The organism is Paenibacillus nanchangensis (assembly GCF_046543445.1).
GTDB classification, from domain to species: domain Bacteria; phylum Bacillota; class Bacilli; order Paenibacillales; family Paenibacillaceae; genus Paenibacillus_AQ; species Paenibacillus_AQ nanchangensis.
The window spans coordinates 104,337-126,448 of sequence record NZ_JBHOFD010000012.1; the positions used below are offsets into that span (position 1 = coordinate 104,337).

Consider the following 22,112-nt stretch of genomic DNA (forward strand, 5'->3'; position numbering starts at 1 on the left):
GCGTATTAAGTATGTCCAGAACCAAGACCCATGCGGTGACGGAAAATGCTGGCGTCTGCCATGGAAGGCGCGGGTCATTTTACGGACCGGTGAGCGTCTCGTTTTTATGGACAACAAAGCGGTAGAGAGCTCCCGCCAAGTGTGCGGAGCCCGCCGTGAACTGACGAAAGGAGGGCGAGACATGATTCAGCAGCGCGCGCTGTCTCACTCCCTGCCCGAACAGGCACCCGCCGGCACGTCCTATTGGGAGGCGGAAGATGCCGAGCGGTTTGAAACCTACTATGAACGGATCTTTAACTATATTCGCTATCGTGTGCACTGCCGGTACACGGCGGAAGACCTGACAAGCCAGGTGTTTGAAAAAATGGCGGCCAAACGGAGCACGTTCAGGGCAGACCGTTCGCCGCTTGAAGTATGGCTGTTTGCGCTGGCCCGGAATACAGTGAACGATTATTTCCGCACACAGCGGCGCCGCCGGCTGCTTCCGCTGGACGACTGCCGGCTTGAATCTTCCGTGCAAAAAGGGCCGGAATCGTTGGCTATCACACGGGAGTCGGAAGATCGGCTGCTCCGGGCGGTCAACACCCTTAGAAGCAAAGAAAAACACGTAGTAGCGCTGAAGTTCGGAGCAGGTTTACGAAACGTGGATATCGCTGAAATTACCGGGATCAGCGAAAGCAATGTTGGTGTTTTGCTGTACCGGGCGATGAAAAAGCTGAAGCTGGAGCTGGAAGGAGAAGATAACGATGAGTAAACGACAAATGGAGCGTCAAGCAGCGGCCGAGCTGATGGAACGGCTGGAGGAGCGGCCGCGGTTAACGGATGAATCCGGCGCAGTGCCGGATGCCGGACTGCTTCAGCTTGGCCGGCGCCTGGCTGCGGCGGACCTCGGAGCAGCGGCGCATAAAGAAGGCGTGATGCGTAAAATCCGCATGGGGGGCCGCCGGACGCAGCCGCGTACCGGACGTAAAAGCCGGTATGCCGGGGGAATTGCGGCTGCGGTCTGCACGGCGATGGCGGCTGGCGTGCTGTTTGCCCAGCCGTCATTTGCCAGCAGCCTGCTGGACCGCGTAATCGCTACGTTTTCTGTGGGTTATAGCACCATGTCGCAGGAGGAGCCCGCCGCTGAGGTGAAGGTCCTGCCGGTTCCCGAATCGCTGCGCGATCAATTATTTGACGCCGCCGGTCAGCCGGTCAGCGAGATTGGACCGGACACCGGCCCCTTGTTCGGGCCGGACGGCGCTGCGGTCACCCGCATCGACTGGGGCAACGGGGTGATGACGTCCGCGCCTGGAACCGACGGGCAGCAGGAACACGATGTCCTGAAGCTGACCGATACGGACCGGCTGAATGACTATACCCGCTTTGCTGTGGGGCTGCCGGCGTACCTCCCCGAAGGGTATGCGTTTGACCGGGGGGAACAATACTTGGATGAGCAAGGGAACGCCAACCCGGAATATCTGAACCTTTATTTCACCGATGCCGCCGGCGGCAGCCTCTTCCTTCAGGAGCGGTATGCCAGCCGGGAGAATGCTACAGACGGCACGACCACCGACAAGCTGGAACAGGTGAAGGTGAACGGAGCGGATGCCGTAACAAACGGAACCTTTATTGAGTGGGAAGCGGACGGCGTGATGTATTATCTTTCGGCAAAACAGATGGGAGGGCAGATCACCAAGGAAGAACTGATCCGGATTGCCGAATCCGTACGGCAGTAAGTTAGGCAGTGCTGCATCATTTTGCTCTTCGGCTTTCCGCCGGCTCTAAAGGGATGGGCGATGGCACGAAGGTCCGCCGGGTCCGCTTGACAACCCGGTTCGAACGCCGATATATTTTAGTCACTGTTGGCATTTGCATCCATCAAGTCCATATCGATGGATTATCGGGTGAGTTTACTCTCCGGATACAGCCTGTTTCTTCGATGAACTGTCCCGTTTTTACTTGCGGTTAGAGGACGGCTCGGGGAACCATACAAATGCTGACCAAACCATACGGGATGTGGCGGAAAAATGAGCGGGGATTCGAGAGAAGCTTTAATTATAGAAGTGATGAATCAGATGGCGGCCGTGCAGCGGAGCTCGCAGGCTTTTTCGGAACGGATTACAAAACGTTCTTCCCTTACGCAGAACCAGACGATGCTGCTGATGCAGCTGCGACTTAGCGGAAGCCTGAATGTGTCCGATGTGGCGGAACGGTTTATTATCACACCGGGAGCGGCCTCTTCAATGTGCGACAAGCTCGAGGACTTAGGTTTGGTGCAGCGGCTGCGGACAAAGGAAGACCGGCGGGTGGTGCGGATTGCGTTGACCGCGGAAGGGGAGAGCCGGGTGGCGGATTTGTTTGATACCTTTGGCGAAGAACAGCTGGCCAGGACTGCGCAGGCGCTCGCCAAAGTCCAGGAGCTGATGGCTGGGGTGCTGGAGTAAAGTTTCGGGCAGAAATTGGATGAAAGGCGATAAGGTGGAGCAGCTGATCCGTTTAACGGGTTGGCTGTTTTTTTATTCCCGGGGGATAGATTGGCGCATAAGGGGGATCAGGACTTTAATTTTAGTATTTATATATTATACTAATAATATATTTTAATTATTAAAATAAATGGAGGCCGCATATGACAAATCCCAGCCGCTTTACCCCGTCAGCAATAAACCCTGATCCAATCCTGAAGGTTGCCGGATCGCTGCATCAGCGTGGAGACTTGACCCGAAGCGCCGTCCGGGTAACGGGCAGCTTCCGGCTCTCCGGCTCGCTGGATACCGGCGAGCTGCATGTCAATGGAAGCTGTCGGATCCGGCAGGCCTGCCGGGCGCGGAGCCTGCGGTCGGCAGGCAGCTTCCGCTCGGCCAGCTTATCCGGCGGCCGGGTAGACGCCGCAGGCTACTTCGCCGTGGACGACGAAGCTTCCGTCCGTTCGCTGTATGCCGAAGGCGCGCTGCGGATCGGCAGTCTGCTCGCTGCCGAAACGGCAGAGCTCCGGCTGCGGGGACGCAGTACCGCCGGAACGATACGCGCCGGGGGACAGATTACCGTCGCTCCGTCTTCCCGGGCGCTTGCCTGGCTCACGGCTCCGTTCCGGAGGCTGCGCTGCACAGAGGTGGAAGGGGATGAAGTGGAGCTGTCCTATACGACGGCAGACCGGGTATGCGGAAACGTGGTCCGGATCGGTCCGGGGTGCCGGATCGGGGAAGTCCGCTACAGCGCGGACCTCTACCTTGATCCGTCGGCGATAGTTGGGTCCATTGTCCGCGAAGCGCTTCCGGGATCTGGAGAATGATGGAGGATAAGAGCGATAGAGCTTTCCGTACTCGCGATTGCTTTTGCAGAAATCTCAGCGGGTGGCCAACATTTGCTTAAGCCGGTAGTGTAAGTCATGCAGTGAGTTGCGGCCGCTCTTTGTCCGTCTGCATAAAGAGTCCGAGTCTCCGGCTTGTCGTGCCCGCCTGCGTAATGCGGCCGGATCTCCGTCTCGTCATGTCCATCTGCATAAAGAGTCCGAGTCTCCAGCTTGTCATGCCCGTCTGCATAATGCGGCCAAGTCCCTCATAGACATGTACTAATCAATGCGAATTCAAAACATGTTAAGGGGATGATGTCATGCGCCGGATATCATGGGCACTCGCGATTCTTATCAGCGTGGTCCTGGTGATGACGGGCTGCGGCAAAAAGGACGCGGCATCCGTGATCAATGATTTGAACGACGTGGCCGACAAGCTGGAGAGCAAGCAAGGGGCTTATCAGGGAGCGGGTACGATGACCCTGTATACCGGCGAGCAGCCGCAGGAATACAAGGTGGAGGTCTGGTACAAAAACCCTTCTTACTACCGCATCAGCCTGTCCAATACGCAAAAAAACATTACGCAGATCGTGCTCCGCAACGACGAAGGCGTGTTTGTGCTGACGCCGAGCCTGAACAAAAGCTTCCGGTTCCAAAGCGATTGGCCGGACAATCAGGGGCAAGTCTATTTGTACCAGACGCTGGTCCGCGGCATTGTCTCCGACAACAACCGCCAGTTCGCCGAAGAGAAGGACAGCTATGTGTTTGATGTAGCGGCCAATTATCAGAGCCGTTCGCTGATCCGCCAGAAAATCTGGCTGGACCGGAAATCCTATGCGCCTAAACAAGTGCAGGTATCCGATTCCGAAGCCAAAGTGGTTGTGGATGTAAAATTCGACAGCTTCACGTTTGAGCCCAAGTTTGGCGACGACGCGTTCGATATGCAAAAAAATATGGCCGGAGGCGGCGCAGCCGAAAGCACGGTTGCCCAGGTCGACGAGAACGGCAACCCGCTGCCGTCCGGCGGCGAAGCGGCCTCCCTGCCGGAGACGGCGGGCGCACAGCTGGGCGATTTCGGAATTATTGAGCCGGGATATACACCGGAAGGCGTCCAGTTCAAGGACTCCAACAAAATCGAGGACAGCAAGGATCATGCCGTGCTGCTCCGGTACGACGGCACTTACCGGTACACCATTATGGAGGCCCGGCCGCTTGACCGTGCCGTATCGCTGGCTCCCGGAACACTGATCGATTTGGGCTTTACCGCCGGGCTGCTCACAGGGGATGAACAGCGCACGCTGACCTGGATGAGCGACGGCATCGAATACCGGATTACAAGTTCCGATCTGCCGCTTGACGAAATGATGCAAATTGCCGCTTCTATGGAGGGGCAAACGGGTAAATAATGAAATGTAGGCGGATACTGTTAGATTGTAGGAAGCTTCCCCTACAGCGCGGTATCCGTTTTTCCTGTGTCTGGAAGACGCCGGCTGCATAAAGCCGGTATGCTTGCGTCTTGCCTCAATTGGGTAAACTTAGGGTACGCAGCCGGAGCCTGCTTTCATTGACAGTCCCCTTCCGTTGGGATTACCATTAGACCATTGGTTTGATTTCATCATGAGAAGGTGACCGAAAGTGCAGGCAAGTTATCGACCGACAGAAGCCGAAATCAGTCTGGATGCCTTGAAGGCGAACTATACTGCTTTCCGGCAGTATTTGCCGGAAGGGATCAAGTTTATGGGCTGCGTCAAAGGCAACGCTTATGGCCATGGGGCGGTGGAGGTTGCCCGGGAACTGGAGCGTTTGGGCGCGGATTATGTCAGCGTCGCTTTTCTGGATGAAGCGCTGCAGCTTCGCCAGGCTGGCCTCAAGGTTCCTATTCTCGTTTTGGGGCATACATCCCCCGAATACCTGGCATTGGCGATGGAACATGATGTGGACGTTACCCTGTTTACCCGGGAAGGACTGGAGGCGGCGCGGCGTTTGCCGTCCGATTCGGAACGCAGGCTGAATGTCCATGTCAAGGTCGACAGCGGCATGGGACGCATCGGGCTTCTGCCGGAAGCGGCGCCGGATTACATCGCGGAGCTTGCTGAAATCCCCGGCGTGCGGCTGACAGGCTTGTTTACTCATTTTGCCAAGGCGGACGAACAGGATAAGAGCTATACACTGGAGCAGTACCGGCGGTTTACGGGCGTGGTCGAAGCGATCCGGGACAGAGGAATTCATATCCCGATCATACATACGGGCAACAGCGCCACAGCCATTGATACGCCTGGCCTGACCTACGATATGGTGCGGGTGGGGGTCAGCTTGTATGGGTTGTATCCATCGGATGAGGTGAACCGCAAGCGGGTGGCGCTGGACCCGGTAATGACGCTGAAGACGAATATCGTCTATGTCAAAACACTGCAGACCGAATGGGGCGTAAGCTACGGCACACGCTACTTTGCGGAGGCGGGGGAGCAAATCGCCACGCTGCCGATCGGGTATGCGGACGGTTATTCCCGCATGTTAAGCGGCAAGGCGCAGGTACTTATACGCGGACGCCGCGTTCCCGTAGCCGGAACGATCTGCATGGATCAGTGTATGGTTTCGCTTAAATCATTTGCGGAGGAATCCGAACAAATTCAAGCGGGTGAAGAAGTGGTGCTCATCGGCCGGCAGTCCGGCGAATGCATTACGGCGGACGAGTTGGCCCTCCAGCTGGGAACGATTCATTATGAAGTGATCTGCATGCTAGCCCACCGTGTACCGCGCGTATATATACAGGGTGGAGCAGCGGTGAAACGGGTTAATCCGCTCCTTCAAACCGAAGCCCTGACGGGTGTAACCGCAGCCGACCGGAATTAAACAGGAATAAATCGTAAACAAACAAGTGACGCAAAGTCTATACGAACCGCCGATTGTAGTTTATAATGGGATGCAGCATACTTGATATACCGGCGGCATATATTCCTTGTATAATTTTCCGCGGTTAATGTTACACTGGAAAGACAAGGGCAAGAAGGTTTGTGGGGGTGGAAGAGAAGTTGGCCAATTTGCAGAACACCAAAAGGATTATGATTAGCTTGCCAGATCATCTCTTGCAGGAAGTGGACGGGATCGTTCAGTTGGAGAATTCCAACCGGAGCGAATTGATCAGACAGGCCATGAAATTGTACCTGAGCGAACGGAGAAAACGGTCGATCCGGGAATCCATGCAGCGCGGCTACATGGAGATGGCCAAGATCAATCTGACGATGGCATGCGAGGCATTCCTCGCGGAGGAAGATGCAGACACTACTCTTGTCCGCTTAGTAAGCGGGGTGTAGACATTGATCGTTAAACGCGGCGACGTTTTTTTCGCTGACCTTTCGCCCGTAGTGGGCTCCGAACAGGGTGGAGTGAGACCGGTACTGGTCATCCAGAACGATATCGGTAACCGATTCAGTCCGACGGTCATCGTGGCGGCCATTACCGCCCAGATCCAGAAGGCCAAGCTGCCGACTCATGTGGAAATCGACGCGGCGTCGCACGGGTTTGACCGTGATTCCGTAGTGCTGCTGGAGCAGGTGCGGACGATCGACAAACAGCGCTTGACCGACAAAATTACCCACCTGGACGAGGATACGATGAAAAAGGTGGACGATTCGCTGCAAATCAGTCTCGGTCTAATCGATTTTTGACCGGACACTTTATAACATAATCATGGAAAGGCGCACTGCCGTAAGGGCAATGCGCCTTTTTTGGCGGGATTTCCGCCGACAATTCGAGGTTTTTCATTTGTAAGCTCCAACTCACTGGGACGGACTGCTGTTAAGCGGCGCACCCAGCCACGCTTCAAACTGCTGCAGCAATCTGCCAAAATGCAGCTCCCGCGTTCCCGGCAGCACCACATCCGCACCGGGGAACCCCTCCTCCGGCCCCAGCGCCACGCCGAACATGCCGGCAGCCTTGATTGCCTGGATTCCTGCCGCGGCGTCCTCAACGCCCATGCAAAAACGGGGATCAGCGCCAAGCGCTTCGGCGGCGGTCAGAAATACTTCGGGATCGGGTTTGTTCCGTTTCAGCTTGCCCGCGTCCACAATAACGTTAAAGTCGCTGCCGACACCCAGCCGGTCGATTACGGTAAACGCGTTTCGGCTGGCCGACGCAATACCTGTCCGGATCCCCGCCGCCCGGATATCATCCAGAAATTCGCGTACACCCGGCAGCAGGTCGTCCGGAGTAATGGTCCCGATCAATTCGACGTACAGCTCGTTTTTGCGCGTTGCCAGGGCCTCAAGCTCGGCTGGCGTAAAATTCCGCGGTTCCCCCAATCCAAGCAGCAGCTTCAGGGAGTCCATGCGGGACACGCCTTTCAAATTCTCGTTGAACTCCCGGGTGAACGGAAGGCCGAGCTCATGGGCAATCGCATCCCAGGCCCGGTAATGAAATTCGGCGGTGTCGGTGATTACTCCATCCAGATCAAAAATCACGGCTTGCAGTCTGGTTGTGTTACTCATACGATCAGCCTCCTTATTCTAGTCAGTTCATCCGGCAAGGGGCCGGCTCACAGAGCTGCCCGGTTCGAGCGTAACCTGCTCGCCGTACAGCGTCAGCTCCACACTGCTTCCTTCAAGCAGCTGCAGCTCCACCCCTTCGGCGGAAATGGACACTTCCACCAGACGGCCGCGGTAAGTAAGGCGGAAGGAGTAGCGTCCCCAATCCGCCGGCAGTGCCGGAGACAGGCAGATGCCGCTGTCTTTCAGGCGGAAGCCGGCAAATCCGTAAACGATGGCCATCCACGTTCCGCCCATATTGGCGAGATGCAGTCCGTCTTTTGTGTTGCCGTGTGTGTTGTCCAGGTCAAGCCGGGCGGTCTCGATAAAATAGTGATAGGCTTTATCCGGCTGCCCCGTCTTTGACGCCATAATGCTGAAGATGCAGGAGGACAGGGACGAGTCGTGGGTGGTGATTTTTTCATAGTAGTCGTATGAGCGGCGGATCGTCTCCGGATCGGCTTCATCCTCCAGCAGAAAATGGGCCAGCACCGTATCCGCCTGCTTGCACACCTGGTAACGGTAAATCGTCAGCGGATGGTAATGCAGCAGGAGCGGGTGCTTGTCGCGCGGTGTGTTTTTGAGATCCCAGACCGCTTTGCGCAAAAAGGTGTCGTCCTGCGGGTTAATTCCAAGTTCCTCGTCATACGGCAGCAGCATCGCTTCGGCTGCTTTGTCCCACTCCTCTGTTTCCTTTTCGGATACGCCCAACCGGATGCAGAGCGCATTCAAATCATCTTCGTCGAACGAATGGAGCAGGTTGTAAATGCGGCGGGCCCATTTTAAATTGTGTTTGGCCATCACGTTTGTATAGTAGTTGTTATTCACCAGGCAGGTGTATTCGTCCGGCCCCGTCACTTCGTCGATATGAAACGCGCCTTGATGATAATGGCCGATTTCCATCCACAGCCGCGCGGTTTCAAACAGCATCTCCGCCCCGTGCTTCAGCATAAAAGGAAGATCCTGCTCCGCCAGGTAATATTGAATATAGCTGTAGGCGATATCCGCGCTGATGTGATACTGGGCTGTCCCCGACGGGAAAAAAGAAGAGCATTCCGTGCCCGAAATGGTCCGCCACGGGAACAGCGCTCCTTTGGCGTGCCCCATTTCCTTGGCCCGCGCCCGCGCTTCGTCCAGCTTGGAGTAGCGGTAGATCAGCAGCTGCTTGGCGAGCTGGGGCCGGGTCAGCAGAAAAACAGGGAACATGTATATTTCCGTATCCCAGAAATAATGGCCTTCATAACCTTCGCCGGACAAGCCTTTGGCGGATATGTTGCTGCACTGGTCGCGGCCAGTCGACTGCAGCAGCTGGAACAGGTTAAACCGGATGCCCTGCTGCAGCTCGTCGTCGTTTTCGATGATGCAGTCCGCCGCTTTCCAGTAATCGGCCAGATAATTCCGCTGCTGCTTGAGCACATCGTCAAAAGACAAGCCCTCCAGCGTATTCAGAATGGCGAAGCCGCGGTCGACCAGGTCTTTGTCGTGCCGCAGCGTGTCGGTGTAGATATTCCATTTGGTGAACCGTACCGGTTCCGTCAGTTCAAACATGGCTGTAAAAGTGGCCGAAGTTACGCCCGCGATGGTCTCCTCCGTGTGTTGGCCGGTCACCTGATGGCGGGTAACACAGGCTGCCGCCATACCGGAGGCCATTGTCTCGTCCTGAACGTACAGGTCGTTGCCGCGCAGGCCGCATTCCGTTACGTTGAGGCGTTTGGCATGTCCGGCGCCGACCCGGGGATCGTTGCTGTTGGTATAATTGCGGACTTCGCCTTCAAGGCCGGAGACGATCCGGATGTCGCCGTTGAAATTAACCGGTTCGAGCAGAATGTCGATCGCGAACAGCTCTTTGTGCGTAAACGAGACCAGCCGGCGGAAGTGCAGCTTGATTTCTCTGCCCGAAGGCGCCTGCCAATGGATGATCCGTTCGCTGTAGCCGCCGTCCATATGGAGGTTGCGTTCGTAGGAGAGGATCGTGCCCACACTGAGAGAAAACGGCTCTTCTTCCTTGCCTAAATAGATCCGGACGCTTTGGGCGTCCATCAGATTTACAAGCTTCTGCTGGGTCTCGGGAAATCCGTGCAGCTTCTCTCCGTACGGAATATCGATTACATCGTGGAATGCGTTGATGTACGTTCCCCGGATACTGCCGGACAGACCGTAACCATAATCCTCTTCAAAATTCCCCCGAACACCGAGATAACCGTTGCCGAGCGCGTAAATGCTCTCCAGATTCAGCAGCTCCTCCAGCTCCAGTTCATTGCGGGTAATCGTCCAGTTCATGCCGGTATCCCTCCTACATAAGTCGTCGATTGGTTGGTTGAACAGGCATTTTGCACCGCTTGAACGGATGAAACCGCGGGAAGATGCAAAATACCGGATACATTCGCTCCGGGTACAAACCGGCGTGTTCATGGACTATACGGTCCATCCTGCTGACGGGAAAACGCCGCCCGGTTAAGCAAATTGCGGAAGATCAGTACAGGATCAAAAAATATGGCTGTTAGCGGGTCCGATTGCCGTAATCTCCCATCGCCCGGTCTCTGCCGGGAGGGTTCCCTACTCTTTGTTTACCCGTCTGAGCGGGATGAACCACGGATAAACAGATATTCGGCTGCTGAAAAACGCTGGGAGCAAAGGATCTGATAAGGCGGGGGGAGCGCCCGAATAGCCAAGCCGGGCAGGAAGGAGAAGAAGATGCGGCGCCCGCTGCCGCTGGATAACCTGAGGACAGGTATGATACTATTTTACATAACGGAACCCGGAAGCGATAGCTGCAAAATCCGCACTTTTGGGATAGAGCACTTATTTTTAGGGATAGCGCGGAACGGGGAAGGTTGGGCCGGTCTGCGGCAGGGAGACAAGGGTTTGCGAACGGCCGGATTGGGCCGGCGCCCTGCACCGGGTTACCTATGAAGAAAGAGGGATTGTCATTTGACTGAACAAGACGTAAAGCTGGCGGTAGACGAAACGGAAACGGCGCGGCGGGAACAGGAAGCCGTCACCGCGCAGATTGCCAAGGAACTGGGACTGTCGGCCAAGCAGGTCCGCACGACGGTCGGTTTGCTGGACGAAGGGAACACCATTCCGTTTATCGCACGTTACCGTAAGGAAATGACAGGGGAGCTGGATGAAAACGCGCTGCGCGACATTGAGGAGCGGCTGACGTATCTCCGCAACTTAGGGGAACGCAAACGCGAGGTCATCCGCATCATTGAAGAGCAGGGCAAGCTCACGCCGGAGCTTCAGGAGAGCATTCAGCGCGCCGTTAAGCTGCAGGAAGTCGAGGACCTGTACCGGCCTTACCGGCAGAAACGCAAGACCCGGGCGAGCGTCGCGAAAGAGAAGGGACTGGAGCCGCTGGCCGTCTGGATCATGGAACAGCGGAAGCAGGGAGCTCCGGAAGCGGAAGCGGCGAAATACATCGACCTGGACAAAGGCGTTGAATCCGCCGAGCAGGCACTGCAAGGAGCGATGGACATTCTCGCTGAGAACATCGCCGACGATCCCGCTGTCCGGTCCTGGGTACGGCAATATTCCCGCAGCCAGGGGATTTTGGTCTCCGAAGCGAAGGACCCGGAGCAGGAGTCTGTCTACGAGAACTACTACAATTACCGGGAGCCTGCAAGCAAAATCCCTCCCCACCGGATTCTGGCCATGAACCGGGGCGAACGGGAGAACGTGCTGCGCGTAGGGCTTGAGGTTGCACCTGATAAAATATACGCATTTATCGCGCGGAAATACATCAAAGGCCCGTCCCCGGTGCACGGACTGCTTACGGCGGTGGTCGAAGACGCTTATAAGCGGCTGATCGCTCCTTCTGTTGAGCGGGAGGTGCGGGGCGAGCTGACCGAAAAAGGCGAAACACAGGCGATTTCGGTCTTCTCCGCGAACCTGCGCAACCTGCTGCTGCAGCCGCCGGTCCGGGGACGGAGCGTGCTGGGTGTGGATCCGGCTTACCGGACCGGCTGCAAGCTGGCGGTTGTCGACGAGACCGGCAAGCTGCTTGAGGTGGCCGTTACTTATCCGACGCCGCCGCACAACAAGAAACGCGAGGCGGCCGAAGTGTTCAAGCGGCTAATCGCCCAATACGGCATCCGCTTGATCGTGATCGGCAACGGGACCGGCTCGCGGGAGACGGAGCAGTTCACGGCTGAGGTGATTGCTGACATTGGCGATCCCGGCCTGCACTACCTGATCGTGAATGAAGCGGGCGCCAGCGTGTACTCCGCGTCCAAGCTGGCACAGGAGGAGTTCCCGGATCTCGACGTGGCGGAGCGCAGCGCGGCTTCGATCGCCCGGCGCGTCCAGGACCCGCTGGCCGAGCTGGTCAAAATCGATCCCAAAGCGATTGGTGTGGGCCAATATCAGCATGACGTGTCGCAGAAGCATCTGGAGGAAAGCCTGAAGGCGGTCGTCGAATCGGCGGTTAACCACGTCGGCGTGGACGTGAATACCGCCTCGCCTTCACTGCTGTCTTATGTGGCGGGCGTAAACGGAACGATCGCCAAAAACATCGTCAAATACCGGGAAGAGAACGGCAAATTTGAGAACCGCAAGCAGCTGCAGAAGGTGCCGCGTCTTGGGGCCAAATCCTATGAGCAGTGCATCGGGTTCCTGCGTGTTCCCGAAGCGGAAAATACGCTGGACCGTACTCCGATTCACCCAGAATCATACCCGGTTGTGGACCGGCTGTTTAAGGAGCTGGGGCTGTCGATGAGCCGGATCGGCAGCAAGGAGCTGGCTGCCGAGCTGGCCGTGCTGAATCCCGAGGAGCTTGCGCCGAAGCTGGAAGTCGGCGTGCCGACGCTGCGCGATATTTTGGAGAGCCTCCAGCGTCCGGGCCGGGACCCGCGCGAGGAGCTGCCGCCGCCGATTTTCCGCACGGACGTGCTGAAGATCGAAGATTTGGTGCCGGGCATGGAGCTGCAGGGTACGGTGCGGAACGTCATCGATTTTGGCGCATTTGTCGACATCGGCATCAAAAACGACGGGCTGGTGCATATTTCCCAGCTTAGCGGAAGTTTTGTGAAGCACCCGATGGATGTTGTGTCTGTCGGAGACAACGTGACGGTATGGGTGCTGAACGTCGATTTGAAAAAAGGCCGCGTCGGCTTGACGATGCGGCCCCCGCGCGGCGAGGCGGGCGAAGCGCGGTAACGCCGGAGATGATTGAGAAGCGGACGGCCTTTAGGGGCTGTCCGTTTTTTGTGTAAAGGGGCGAGGAGTGGTTGGAGGAGTGGTTAACATTTAGTTTGTGAGCATTTATAATGAAAAGGCACGTATACCCAACCAATAGGGAGCTGCACATTCATGATCCATTACATTCGTTTACGTTAAAAAAAGGTACAGCCCGGTAGACCCGCCCGTTTTTTTTGAACAGATGGAGCAGGGGTCTATTTGCTGTGCCTTTTTTCATTCCTAACTAAACGAATGAAATGAGGTTTTTTATATGAGCAGCGCAAACAAGAGGGCGGCGGAAACGCTGTCCAAGCATGCCGGACGGTTCGCGTGCCCGGTGTGCGGAACAGAAATGGCCATGAACAGGGAAGGAACGGCGGGACTGGTCTGCACGGCCGGCCACCGCTTTGATATGGCAAGACAGGGGTATATCAATCTGCTGGCAAAAGGCGGAACACCCAGCTATGACAAGCAGTGGTTTGAGGCGAGACGCATCGTCAGCCGGAGCGGTTTTTTTGCTCCGCTCGATAAGGAGCTGGCGCGGATTCTGCAGGAGATTCCCGAGCTGCTTGCGGAAGAGGGCGCGCTGCTGGAAGCTGGCTGCGGCGAAGGGTCGCATCTCGGTGCGGTTCACGCCATGCTTGCGGTGGATGGCCAGAGGCAGCCGGCCGCATGCGGCATGGACATCGCCAAAGAAGGCGTACGTTTGGCAGCGGCGGCTTATCCTGACATCGCGTGGTGTGTAAGCGATCTGGCCGGTTGCCCGTTCCGGGACGGACAATTCGCCGCCATTCTAAACCTGCTGTCACCCGCCAACTATACGGAGTTTCACCGGCTGCTCGCCCCCGGCGGACGCCTGGTTAAAGCGGTCCCGGGAACGGAGCATCTGCGCGAGTGGCGGGAGCTGCTGTACACAGGAGCAGAACGCCGGGAATACGCAAATGACCGGACCATCCGCCTGTTCGAATCCAGGTTTCGGATAACGGACACCCGGCGGGTCACGTACCGGTTCCCTGTGCCGGTTGAGCTTGCGGAGCCGCTGCTGCGGATGACTCCTCTGTCCTGGGGTGCGGACGAAACGGCCAGACGCCGCGCTGCCGAGTCGGGCATCCGTTCGCTTACCGCGAATTTTATGCTGCTGATCGGTGAGAGGCCGGAGGATTGAGAGCCGGGACAGCTGAAGCAGTGGGGTAGAAGCAGTGGGGTAGAAGCAGTGGATTAGAAGCAGTAGATTAGAAGAAGTGAAGTAGAAGCGCGCGCCGCCATGTTCGGCGCGGTACAAGAAAACCGTCAGATTCCTATGGGAACTGACGGTTTTTCTATACTTTGGAGCCGTTTTGCTTGTAATGCCGCAGCTTCGCTTGAGGGCAATTTTTTTCATCGTGGAAACCACTGCGCTTGTTATTGCAGCAGCTCCGCTTGCTATTCAGCAACGCCCGCTTATTATTGCAGCGGCTTCGCTTCGGTGGCCGAACCGGTCACCGGCTGAGCGGTAACCTTGTTGTACCATTCCGGAACATAAGCGGTGACGCGGCCTTCCGAGATGACCTGGGCGTACATTTTGCTTGGATCGGGGCTCGTAACTTTAAAGAAAATGACCGCAGTCTTGTCATCACCAAATTCAATCCGGTCTACCTTCAAGCCGTAGCCGGGGTTCGGCAGGTTCGATACCGTTAAGGTGACTTTGTTGACGCCCTCGGCTGCCTTCGTGATATCAATCGCCGTTTCATAGACCGGGCCGGACGGCTTGGTTTCGCTGCCGCCTTTGGCATCCGTCAATCTCTTCACCGTCTGCGCGGCGTCATAAACCATGGCAGCGGCTTCCGACCGGGTCACCGGCTGATTCGGACGGAATTTCCCTCCCTCTTCCAGCTTGATTATTCTCATGTTAAGCAGGGTTTGCAGGCTGTTGTTAACCCCGGAATCGAGTTTTTGACCATCCGTAATTTCAAAATACATTTGGGTCACAGGGAAATTCCCCTTGGCCTGTACAGCCTGGTTAAGCATGTGGGCAAACTGGGCGCGCGACAGGGTTGCGGCGGGATTCACTCCCTTGTCCAGCGTGATTCCATTGTCCCGGGCGGTAATAAATGCCGGGGCGTACCATGCCTGATCTTTTACTTTGTCAAAATAGCTGCTGGCTTTCGTATCGGCCGGAGAGGTGCGTTTCAGCTCCATTCCGCTAACGATAAACTGAATGCCCTGCGCGTAAGTTAGGGATGACTTGGGAGCGAAGCGGTCCGCGCTTACGCCGCTGATGGCGCCGGATTCGTGCAGCGCCCGGATTTTGGACTCTGCCGGGTCTCCTTTAAGGTCGGAAAAAGCATAGGCGGAAGCTCCAAAGCTCAGGGATGCGGCGATGAGGCCGCAGGCCAATGTCATGGATTTTGCTTTCCGTGTCTTTTTATTGAACGGATTCATTTTTTCATCACCTCTTAATCTCTAGATGCAATAACCGCGGAAAAGGTTGCAGGCCGGGTAAGAAAGAAAATCTTCTTTTCCCGTCGTTTGGTACGGGAAGGCGGTGCTGCGGCTTAATATGACGCATGCTCGAGTAGGGTATCTACAGTGTATCAATAGTATATCTACTGAGTGTCTATTTTACTTTCTGCTGTATATCCCCTGTGTATCCCCTGCATCTACTGGCGTACTTATTGTGGTGTATCGTAAAGAACGCTGCTGTACACACTAGCCATTGTGGACGTCTTCGTTAGTTATTATAATAGATGAGACGAAGCTTTAAACTCATCGGAGACGTGTTGACTGTGCTTTTAGCGCGTCATTGTGCAAAAGAACCTCCGGCGGATAAGTACGCCACAGTTACCGTCTGTCCGGAACGGTTCTGCGCTGCATGGATGAGGGCGCGGCAGTCAAATCCCCAAATCCCACGGACAGCAGAAATGGAGGGCGAAACTGATTTCCTTTATATTGAAAAAACTTGAAATGGTAACCATTGTAATTCCAAGTATTCCGATATATAATTCACTACAGACAAAAAAACCTACTTGGGGGAGAAAACATGCGTAAACGATTTAACGGAATGATTGCTTTCATCCTGCTGGCCCTGTTTGTCAGTGCCTGCTCCGGCAATAACGGCGCCAGCGGCAACAATACGGCAGCTCCCGCAGCAAGCACGGCTCCGGCTGGAACGGCCGCTCCGGCGGAGAATGGACAACCGAAGGATGGAGGCAGCCTGATTATTGGCGTGCAGGCCGACCCGGTTATTCTGAATCCGATTTATGCGGGCGACCGCGTCAGCCTGACGATTGACCAGGCACTGTTCGCGCCGCTGTTCCAGGTGAACAACGGAGAAAAGACCTACTACCTGGCGGAAAGCCTGACGCCGTCAGAGGATAACCTAAAGTACACACTGAAGCTGAAAGACGGCCTGACCTGGCATGACGGCGAGAAGCTGACGGCCGATGACGTGGTGTACACGATCAACAGCATTCTCGACGAGAAGCAAAACAGCTTCCTGAGAGCAAACCTGATCATCAACGAGCAGCCGGTCAAAGCCGTGAAAGTGGACGATTTGACTGTAGAGTTCCAGCTGCCGCAGGTGAGCCCGGCGTTTGAAGCTACGCTGGTGCAGATTTCGCCGATTCCGCAGCATATTTTCGAGAACGAAGCAGACCTGGAGAAGAGCACCAAAAACGCCGCTCCTGTCGGCTCCGGCCCGTTCAAATTCAAAGAATACAAAAACGGCGAATACCTGACGCTTGAGCGGTTCGACAACTACTTCGGCGGCAAACCGCATCTGGATTCCGTTACGTACCGGGTGACCAAAGACGCGAACTCCGCAAATCTGGCGCTCCAGAACGGCGAACTGAACGTGAAGTACATGGACCCGCAGGACGTTTCGACAATTGAAGCAACCAATAACTTTGAAATCCTGCCTTACAGCGAAGGACGTCTTGCTTACCTGATGTTCAACGCAATGAGCGATACCGGTGCTTTGGCGAAAAAAGAAGTGCGTCAAGCCATTTCCTTGGCCCTCAGCCGTCAGGAGATGATCCAGGCCGCTTACATGACGGAAGATTACGCCGATCCGGCCAAGTCGTTCCTGACCCCGGACGCCCTGTACTACACCGATGACGTAACGACATTCGACAACGATCCGGCCAAAGCCCAAGAGCTTCTGAAAGCTGCAGGCGTAAGCAACCTGAAGCTGCGGTTTATCGTCTCCAGCGGCAACAAAGCACAGGAAGCCGTGTCCCTCTACGTTCAGCAGAAGCTGAAAGCCGTAGGCATCGACGTTGAGCTGCAGAACCTCGACCCGAACGCGTACAGCCAGAAGTTCACGGACGTCAATTCGAAAGACTATGAGCTGGCGTTTGCCGGATACATTATGGGTTATGACCCGGATGCGTACCAGATTCTTTACACTACAGGCAGCTCTTCCAACTACTCGCGTTACAGCAATACGGAGGTTGACAAGCTCTTCAAACAGGGAGCGGGCGAAGCCGATCCGGCGAAACGCGAGGAAGTTTACCACCAAGTGCAGAAGCTGATCGCCGAGGATGCTCCGATTTATCCGGTAGCGTACACCAAGACGATCGTGGCCGTATCCAAAAACTACGGCGGATTGGAAGAGGCAGTACTGAAGCCTGTCGTTATTTTTGAAGATTTGTCCAAAATCTACCTTAAATAATCGCGGGGAAAAATAAGCCGGCGGAGTTCCGGCTTATTTTTTTGCCGATACGAGCTTAGGAGCGTACACGCATGAGACAACTCATCGTCCGAAGATTGCTTCAGACCCTGCCGATGCTGTTTTTCGTATCGGTGGTATGTTTCACATTGATCAAACTGGCGCCGGGAGATCCGGTGCTTTCCTTCGTTACGCCCAATATGCACGCCGAGGATATCGAGCGGGTCCGGCATAATTTGGGTCTGGACAAACCGGCCTATATTCAATATTTTTTATGGTTAAAAGAGATTCTGCAGGGCAATTTCGGCTATTCCCTTGTCAATCACCAGCCTGTGCTGGATCAGATTCTGGACCGTCTTCCGGCGACGGCGGGCTTGATGGGAAGCGCAATTGCGCTGGCCGTGCTGCTGGCGATTCCGCTTGGACTTGTGGCCGGAGCGAACCGCAACCGCTGGTCCGACAAGCTGATTAATTTTTTGTCCTATATCGGCATTTCCATTCCGCTGTTTTGGCTTGCTTTTCTGCTGATCTATCTGTTTGCGATCAAACTTCAGCTGCTGCCAAGCATGGGGATGCGCACCATTGGGGTCGAGTCGGCCGCCGACGTACTGAAACACGGGATTTTGCCCTGCTCGGTGCTGGCATTTGGATTCCTGGCTGTATACGTCCGCTATATTCGTTCGAGCACTATCGGCCAGCTTAAAGAGGATTACGTGCAAATTCAGTATGCCTTTGGTTCATCCAAAACCACCGTGCTGTTCCGCCATGTGATGAAGCATGTGCTCCTGCCGATCATCACGCTGCTTGGCATGTCGATGGGCGATCTGGTCGCCGGAGCCATCGTAACCGAAACGGTTTTTTCCTGGCCGGGCCTTGGGTCGCTGGGCATGACGGCCGTGCGCGGGATGGATTATCCGCTGATTATGGGCATTACGCTGTTTTCTTCTGTGGCGCTTATATTGGGCAACCTGGCGGCGGATATCCTCTACAGCCTGGTAGATCCGAGAATCAAATGAACGGGGTGACCTCATGAATCGCAGTAAATGGAGAAGTGTGACAAGCGAACTGTTCTCGAACGGGATGGGCGTCGCCGCCGTCGTTATTTTGACCGTGTTAACGCTGGCTGCCGTCTTTGCCTTTCTGTCCGGGCACGATCCAAACGAAATGGATGTGTTGTCCCGCTTGACCGCTCCGGGAGCGGAGCACTGGTTCGGCACGGATGATTATGGACGGGATTATTTTGCCCGGGCGCTGTACGGCGGACGTGTATCGCTGCTCGTCGGTTTTGCCTCCATGCTGATGGCTACGGTGATTGGCGTTACGGTGGGCGTAATCAGCGGTTATTTCGGGGGTTGGATCGATAACCTGCTGATGCGGATGCTGGATATCATCATGTCCATTCCGTCGTTTCTTATTCTGCTGCTGCTCAGTGTGTATCTGAAGCCGAGCGTCGGCAACATTATATTGATTATTGCTTTATTGATGTGGATGAATATTGCCCGCGTTATCCGCGCGGAGACTATGTCGATAAAAGAACGGGAATTTGTGCTGTACGCCAAGGCATCGGGCCTCGGCGCGTTTGGCATCATCCGCCGGCATATTTTGCCCGGCCTCACTCCGGTTGTCATCGTTGGAGCGACAAACAGCATCGCGTCGGCAATTATGATGGAATCCTCGCTCAGCTTTCTTGGCTTCGGCATCCAGGCCCCGAATGCGACCTGGGGGAGCATGCTGAATAACGCGCAGGGCTACATAGCCCAGGCTCCGTATCTGGCGTTGTTCCCGGGACTGCTGATCCTGCTGACCGTGCTGAGCTTTAATGTGCTGGGCGATATTCTGCGGGTGGGCTTTGAGCCGAAGCTGATCAAGAGATGATAGAGAAAGGGGGAGACCTGCATGACGGAACGATTGCTGTCGGTGGAAGACCTTCGGGTATCGTTTCCCACCAGAGAAGGAGAAAACCAGGCGGTCCGCGGTGTCAGCTTTCATATTGATGCCGGAGAGACCGTTGGCATTGTCGGCGAGTCGGGAAGCGGCAAAAGCGTAACCGCCAAGGCGGTAATGTCGATGATCGCGTCGCCGGGCCGGATCGTCTCGGGAACCATCAAGTTCCAGGGAGAGGATATTGGGCATCTGACGGAGAAGCAGTGGCGCAAGATCCGGGGCAACCGGATTGCAATGGTGTTTCAGGACCCGATGACGTCGCTAAATCCGGTAAAACGGATCGGCGACCAGCTCACGGAAGTGCTGCGCAGACACCGGGGGCTGAACAAGGATCAGGCGGCGGCGGAAGCGGCCAAAATGCTGGGCCGGGTCGGCATATCCAATCCCGAGCAGCGGCTGCGCCAGTATCCGCACGAATTCAGCGGCGGTATGCGTCAGCGGGTGATGATCGCCATGGCGCTGTCCTGCGAGCCGGAGCTGCTGATTGCCGACGAACCGACAACCGCGCTGGACGCAACGATTCAGGCGCAGATTTTGGAGCTGTTCAAAGAGCTCAAAAACAACACGCGTACAGCAGTTGCGCTGATTACACACGATCTGGGTGTAGTGGCGCAGGTGTGCACCCGGGTGATTGTAATGTACGGCGGTCTTATTATGGAGGAAGGGTCGGTAGAGGATATCTTCTACCGCCCGCAGCATCCCTACACGCTTGGGCTGCTGCGTTCCATCCCGAAACGCGGCGGGGGAGCGCGGGAGCGGCTGGTGCCGATCGAAGGCACGCCGCCCGATCTGATTGATCCGCCCGCTGGCTGCCCGTTCCGGGAGCGCTGCCCCCATGCGTTTGCGCGCTGCGTGGAGCGCCCGCCGGCCTTCGAACTGGGGCCGGGACACCGCTCGGCCTGCTGGCTGGCGGACGAGCCGGAACGCGGCGGGGAGGCGGCGCTCGAGGACGCCGCTGCTGCTGTGATACCGGCCGGAGGCGAATCCGGTACAAGCGGCACAGCGTCTGCTGCACCCGCTGCGTCAGGAGGAGATTCGCATGAGTGATAACCGCATTTTAGTGGATGTGCAGCATTTGAAAAAACATTTTTCCAAAGGCAAGGACATCTGGGGCCGGGATACATCGGTGCTGAAGGCGGTTGACGATGTCAGCTTCCAGATCCGCAAAGGGGAGACATTTGGTCTCGTTGGCGAATCCGGCAGCGGCAAATCGACGGTCGGGCGCTGTCTGCTCCGGCTGTATGACTATACTTCAGGCGAAGTGGTTTTTGACGGGCAGCCGATCGGGAGTCTCAGCGAAAAGCGGCTGAAGCCGTTCCGGCGGCGGATTCAGTCCATTTTTCAGGACCCGTATTCTTCGCTGAACCCGAGTCTGAACGTGCTGGAGCTGATCACGGAACCGATGAAAATTCACGGCGTGCATCAGGGTGCGCAGCAAAAAGAAGCGGCAGCGGAGCTGCTGGAGAAGGTGGGGCTGAAGCGGGAGCACCTTTACCGTTACCCGCATGAATTCAGCGGCGGTCAACGCCAGCGGATTTCCATTGCCCGCGCGCTGTCGGTCCGTCCGGAATTCGTCGTCTGCGACGAGCCGATTTCGGCACTGGACGTTTCGGTTCAAGCGCAGGTGGTGAACATGCTGGAGGATCTGCAGGCGGAGTTTGGTTTGACCTATCTGTTCATCGCACACGATCTGTCGATGGTCCGGCATATCTCCGACCGGATTGGCGTTATGTACGCCGGCCGGCTGGTCGAAGTGGCGGACAGCGACGAGTTGTACGACAATCCGGAGCATCCGTATACGAAGGCGCTGCTGTCTTCAATCTTAGAGCCGGATCCGCGGGCAGGGAACCGGAACATCGCCGTGGAACGCTACACGGCGCAACCGGGCGATGCGCCGGCGGCGCTGCGGGAAATCCGGCCGGGGCATTGGGTGGCCGATTACGAGTAAATCGGCTTTTGAGTTCCGCCTGTATTCATTTAGGGTCATAGAACTAGGGAGAAACGAGGGGATAAAGCATGGAACAATCGGAACGGGTGAAGTTGTCGCAGTGGGACGCATTGCTGCTGGAGTCGCTGCGGAGCCGGGGATATGCGGACGAAGAGCTGCTCCAACGGGTAAAGTCCGGCGATCTGCCGGCCGATGATAGCGAATATGAATTTGATTATACGCGGCTGACGGAGCTTTCCGCCGAGGAACCGGGTCTGCTGGAGCAGGCGCTGCGCGGCGGCTACCAGATCAAGTACAACACGATCCGCGGCATCTTCAGCTGGATCAAAGTTGCGCTTGGCCGCCAGGCGGAGCTGAAGCTTGAAGAAGGCAGTGAGGCGGTGGAGGCCTGGCTTACCGAGGCCGAACGAAGCCGGCTGGAAGCGGTGCTGTCGCACGGGTGGAAGCTGACGACCCCGGACAGCGGTGCGGACGCGGCGGAGACGGATGCCGTATTCTGCCGGATCGAACCGCTGCGGGGGTAAGCGGCAGCGTTATTTATCTAGAGCATTTATCTAAAGCTGATGTCATCTTTTTGACGTCAGCTTTTTTTTATTTGAA

At 56.2% G+C, this 22,112-nt stretch carries 19 protein-coding genes; 16 read left to right on the plus strand and 3 right to left on the minus strand.

What is annotated here, in order from left to right:
* Positions 1-181: 181 nt before the first annotated feature.
* The 8 genes from ACE6ED_RS11460 to ACE6ED_RS11495 all read left to right on the plus strand — a co-directional run bounded on the left by ACE6ED_RS11460 (position 182) and on the right by ACE6ED_RS11495 (position 6,939).
* Positions 182-754: a sigma-70 family RNA polymerase sigma factor gene (locus ACE6ED_RS11460; protein ID WP_410827250.1), complete on the plus strand. Its 573-nt coding sequence runs from the start codon at positions 182-184 to the stop codon at positions 752-754.
* Entirely contained in the window at positions 747-1,718 is a 972-nt protein-coding gene (locus ACE6ED_RS11465; RefSeq protein WP_410827251.1) for a DUF4367 domain-containing protein, read from the plus strand. Before ACE6ED_RS11460 ends, ACE6ED_RS11465 begins: the two co-directional genes overlap by 8 nt.
* A 291-nt stretch (positions 1,719-2,009) precedes the next feature.
* Positions 2,010-2,426, plus strand: a complete 417-nt coding sequence (locus tag ACE6ED_RS11470; RefSeq protein WP_410827252.1) for a MarR family winged helix-turn-helix transcriptional regulator — start codon at positions 2,010-2,012, stop codon at positions 2,424-2,426.
* A 182-nt stretch (positions 2,427-2,608) separates the two neighbouring features.
* The gene (locus ACE6ED_RS11475) at positions 2,609-3,271 is read left to right on the plus strand and encodes a hypothetical protein (protein ID WP_410827253.1); all 663 of its coding nucleotides are present in this window, start codon (positions 2,609-2,611) and stop codon (positions 3,269-3,271) included.
* Between the two features lie 320 nt (positions 3,272-3,591).
* Positions 3,592-4,677, plus strand: a complete 1,086-nt coding sequence (locus ACE6ED_RS11480) for an outer membrane lipoprotein-sorting protein (RefSeq protein ID WP_410827254.1) — start codon at positions 3,592-3,594, stop codon at positions 4,675-4,677.
* 229 nt (positions 4,678-4,906) lie between these two features.
* Positions 4,907-6,124: an alanine racemase gene (gene alr, locus ACE6ED_RS11485; RefSeq protein WP_410827255.1), complete on the plus strand. Its 1,218-nt coding sequence runs from the start codon at positions 4,907-4,909 to the stop codon at positions 6,122-6,124.
* 179 nt (positions 6,125-6,303) lie between these two features.
* Positions 6,304-6,585 (plus strand): CopG family ribbon-helix-helix protein, encoded by a 282-nt coding sequence (locus ACE6ED_RS11490; RefSeq protein WP_410827343.1) that lies wholly within the window; start codon positions 6,304-6,306, stop codon positions 6,583-6,585.
* Between the two features lie 3 nt (positions 6,586-6,588).
* Positions 6,589-6,939, plus strand: coding sequence for a type II toxin-antitoxin system PemK/MazF family toxin (locus ACE6ED_RS11495; protein ID WP_410827256.1), 351 nt, complete (start codon positions 6,589-6,591; stop codon positions 6,937-6,939).
* A gap of 111 nt (positions 6,940-7,050) precedes the next feature.
* Here the strand turns inward: ACE6ED_RS11495 and pgmB are convergent, their stop codons facing one another.
* Positions 7,051-7,758 (minus strand): beta-phosphoglucomutase, encoded by a 708-nt coding sequence (pgmB, locus tag ACE6ED_RS11500; protein ID WP_410827257.1) that lies wholly within the window; start codon positions 7,756-7,758, stop codon positions 7,051-7,053.
* A 27-nt stretch (positions 7,759-7,785) separates the two neighbouring features.
* Positions 7,786-10,074 carry a glycoside hydrolase family 65 protein gene (locus ACE6ED_RS11505; RefSeq protein ID WP_410827258.1) on the minus strand — a complete coding sequence of 763 codons (2,289 nt, stop codon included), beginning with the start codon at positions 10,072-10,074 and terminating at the stop codon, positions 7,786-7,788.
* A 672-nt stretch (positions 10,075-10,746) separates the two neighbouring features.
* On the opposite strand from ACE6ED_RS11505, the gene ACE6ED_RS11510 reads away from it, so the two are divergent.
* On the plus strand, positions 10,747-12,951 hold the full coding sequence (locus tag ACE6ED_RS11510; protein ID WP_410827345.1) for a Tex family protein: 2,205 nt from the start codon (positions 10,747-10,749) through the stop codon (positions 12,949-12,951).
* Positions 12,952-13,243: 292 nt separating this feature from the next.
* Complete coding sequence (locus tag ACE6ED_RS11515; protein WP_410827259.1) at positions 13,244-14,137, plus strand: putative RNA methyltransferase; 894 nt, start codon at positions 13,244-13,246, stop codon at positions 14,135-14,137.
* 278 nt (positions 14,138-14,415) lie between these two features.
* On the opposite strand, the gene ACE6ED_RS11520 is transcribed toward ACE6ED_RS11515, so the two are convergent.
* Entirely contained in the window at positions 14,416-15,393 is a 978-nt protein-coding gene (locus tag ACE6ED_RS11520) for an S-layer homology domain-containing protein (protein WP_410827260.1), read from the minus strand.
* Positions 15,394-15,991: 598 nt separating this feature from the next.
* Here ACE6ED_RS11520 and ACE6ED_RS11525 point away from each other — a divergent pair.
* From ACE6ED_RS11525 to ACE6ED_RS11550, 6 genes are all read left to right on the plus strand, one after another.
* A complete protein-coding gene (locus ACE6ED_RS11525; RefSeq protein WP_410827261.1) occupies positions 15,992-17,623 on the plus strand; it encodes an ABC transporter substrate-binding protein in 1,632 nt (543 codons plus the stop codon).
* Positions 17,624-17,694: 71 nt separating this feature from the next.
* Positions 17,695-18,636: an ABC transporter permease gene (locus ACE6ED_RS11530; protein ID WP_410827262.1), complete on the plus strand. Its 942-nt coding sequence runs from the start codon at positions 17,695-17,697 to the stop codon at positions 18,634-18,636.
* Between the two features lie 13 nt (positions 18,637-18,649).
* Positions 18,650-19,495 carry an ABC transporter permease gene (locus tag ACE6ED_RS11535; protein WP_410827263.1) on the plus strand — a complete coding sequence of 282 codons (846 nt, stop codon included), beginning with the start codon at positions 18,650-18,652 and terminating at the stop codon, positions 19,493-19,495.
* A 21-nt stretch (positions 19,496-19,516) separates the two neighbouring features.
* Positions 19,517-20,611 (plus strand): ABC transporter ATP-binding protein, encoded by a 1,095-nt coding sequence (locus ACE6ED_RS11540; RefSeq protein ID WP_410827264.1) that lies wholly within the window; start codon positions 19,517-19,519, stop codon positions 20,609-20,611.
* Complete coding sequence (locus ACE6ED_RS11545) at positions 20,604-21,512, plus strand: ABC transporter ATP-binding protein (protein ID WP_410827265.1); 909 nt, start codon at positions 20,604-20,606, stop codon at positions 21,510-21,512. Before ACE6ED_RS11540 ends, ACE6ED_RS11545 begins: the two co-directional genes overlap by 8 nt.
* Positions 21,513-21,580: 68 nt before the next feature.
* Positions 21,581-22,036: a hypothetical protein gene (locus ACE6ED_RS11550; protein ID WP_410827266.1), complete on the plus strand. Its 456-nt coding sequence runs from the start codon at positions 21,581-21,583 to the stop codon at positions 22,034-22,036.
* The last annotated feature ends 76 nt before the right edge of the window (positions 22,037-22,112 follow it).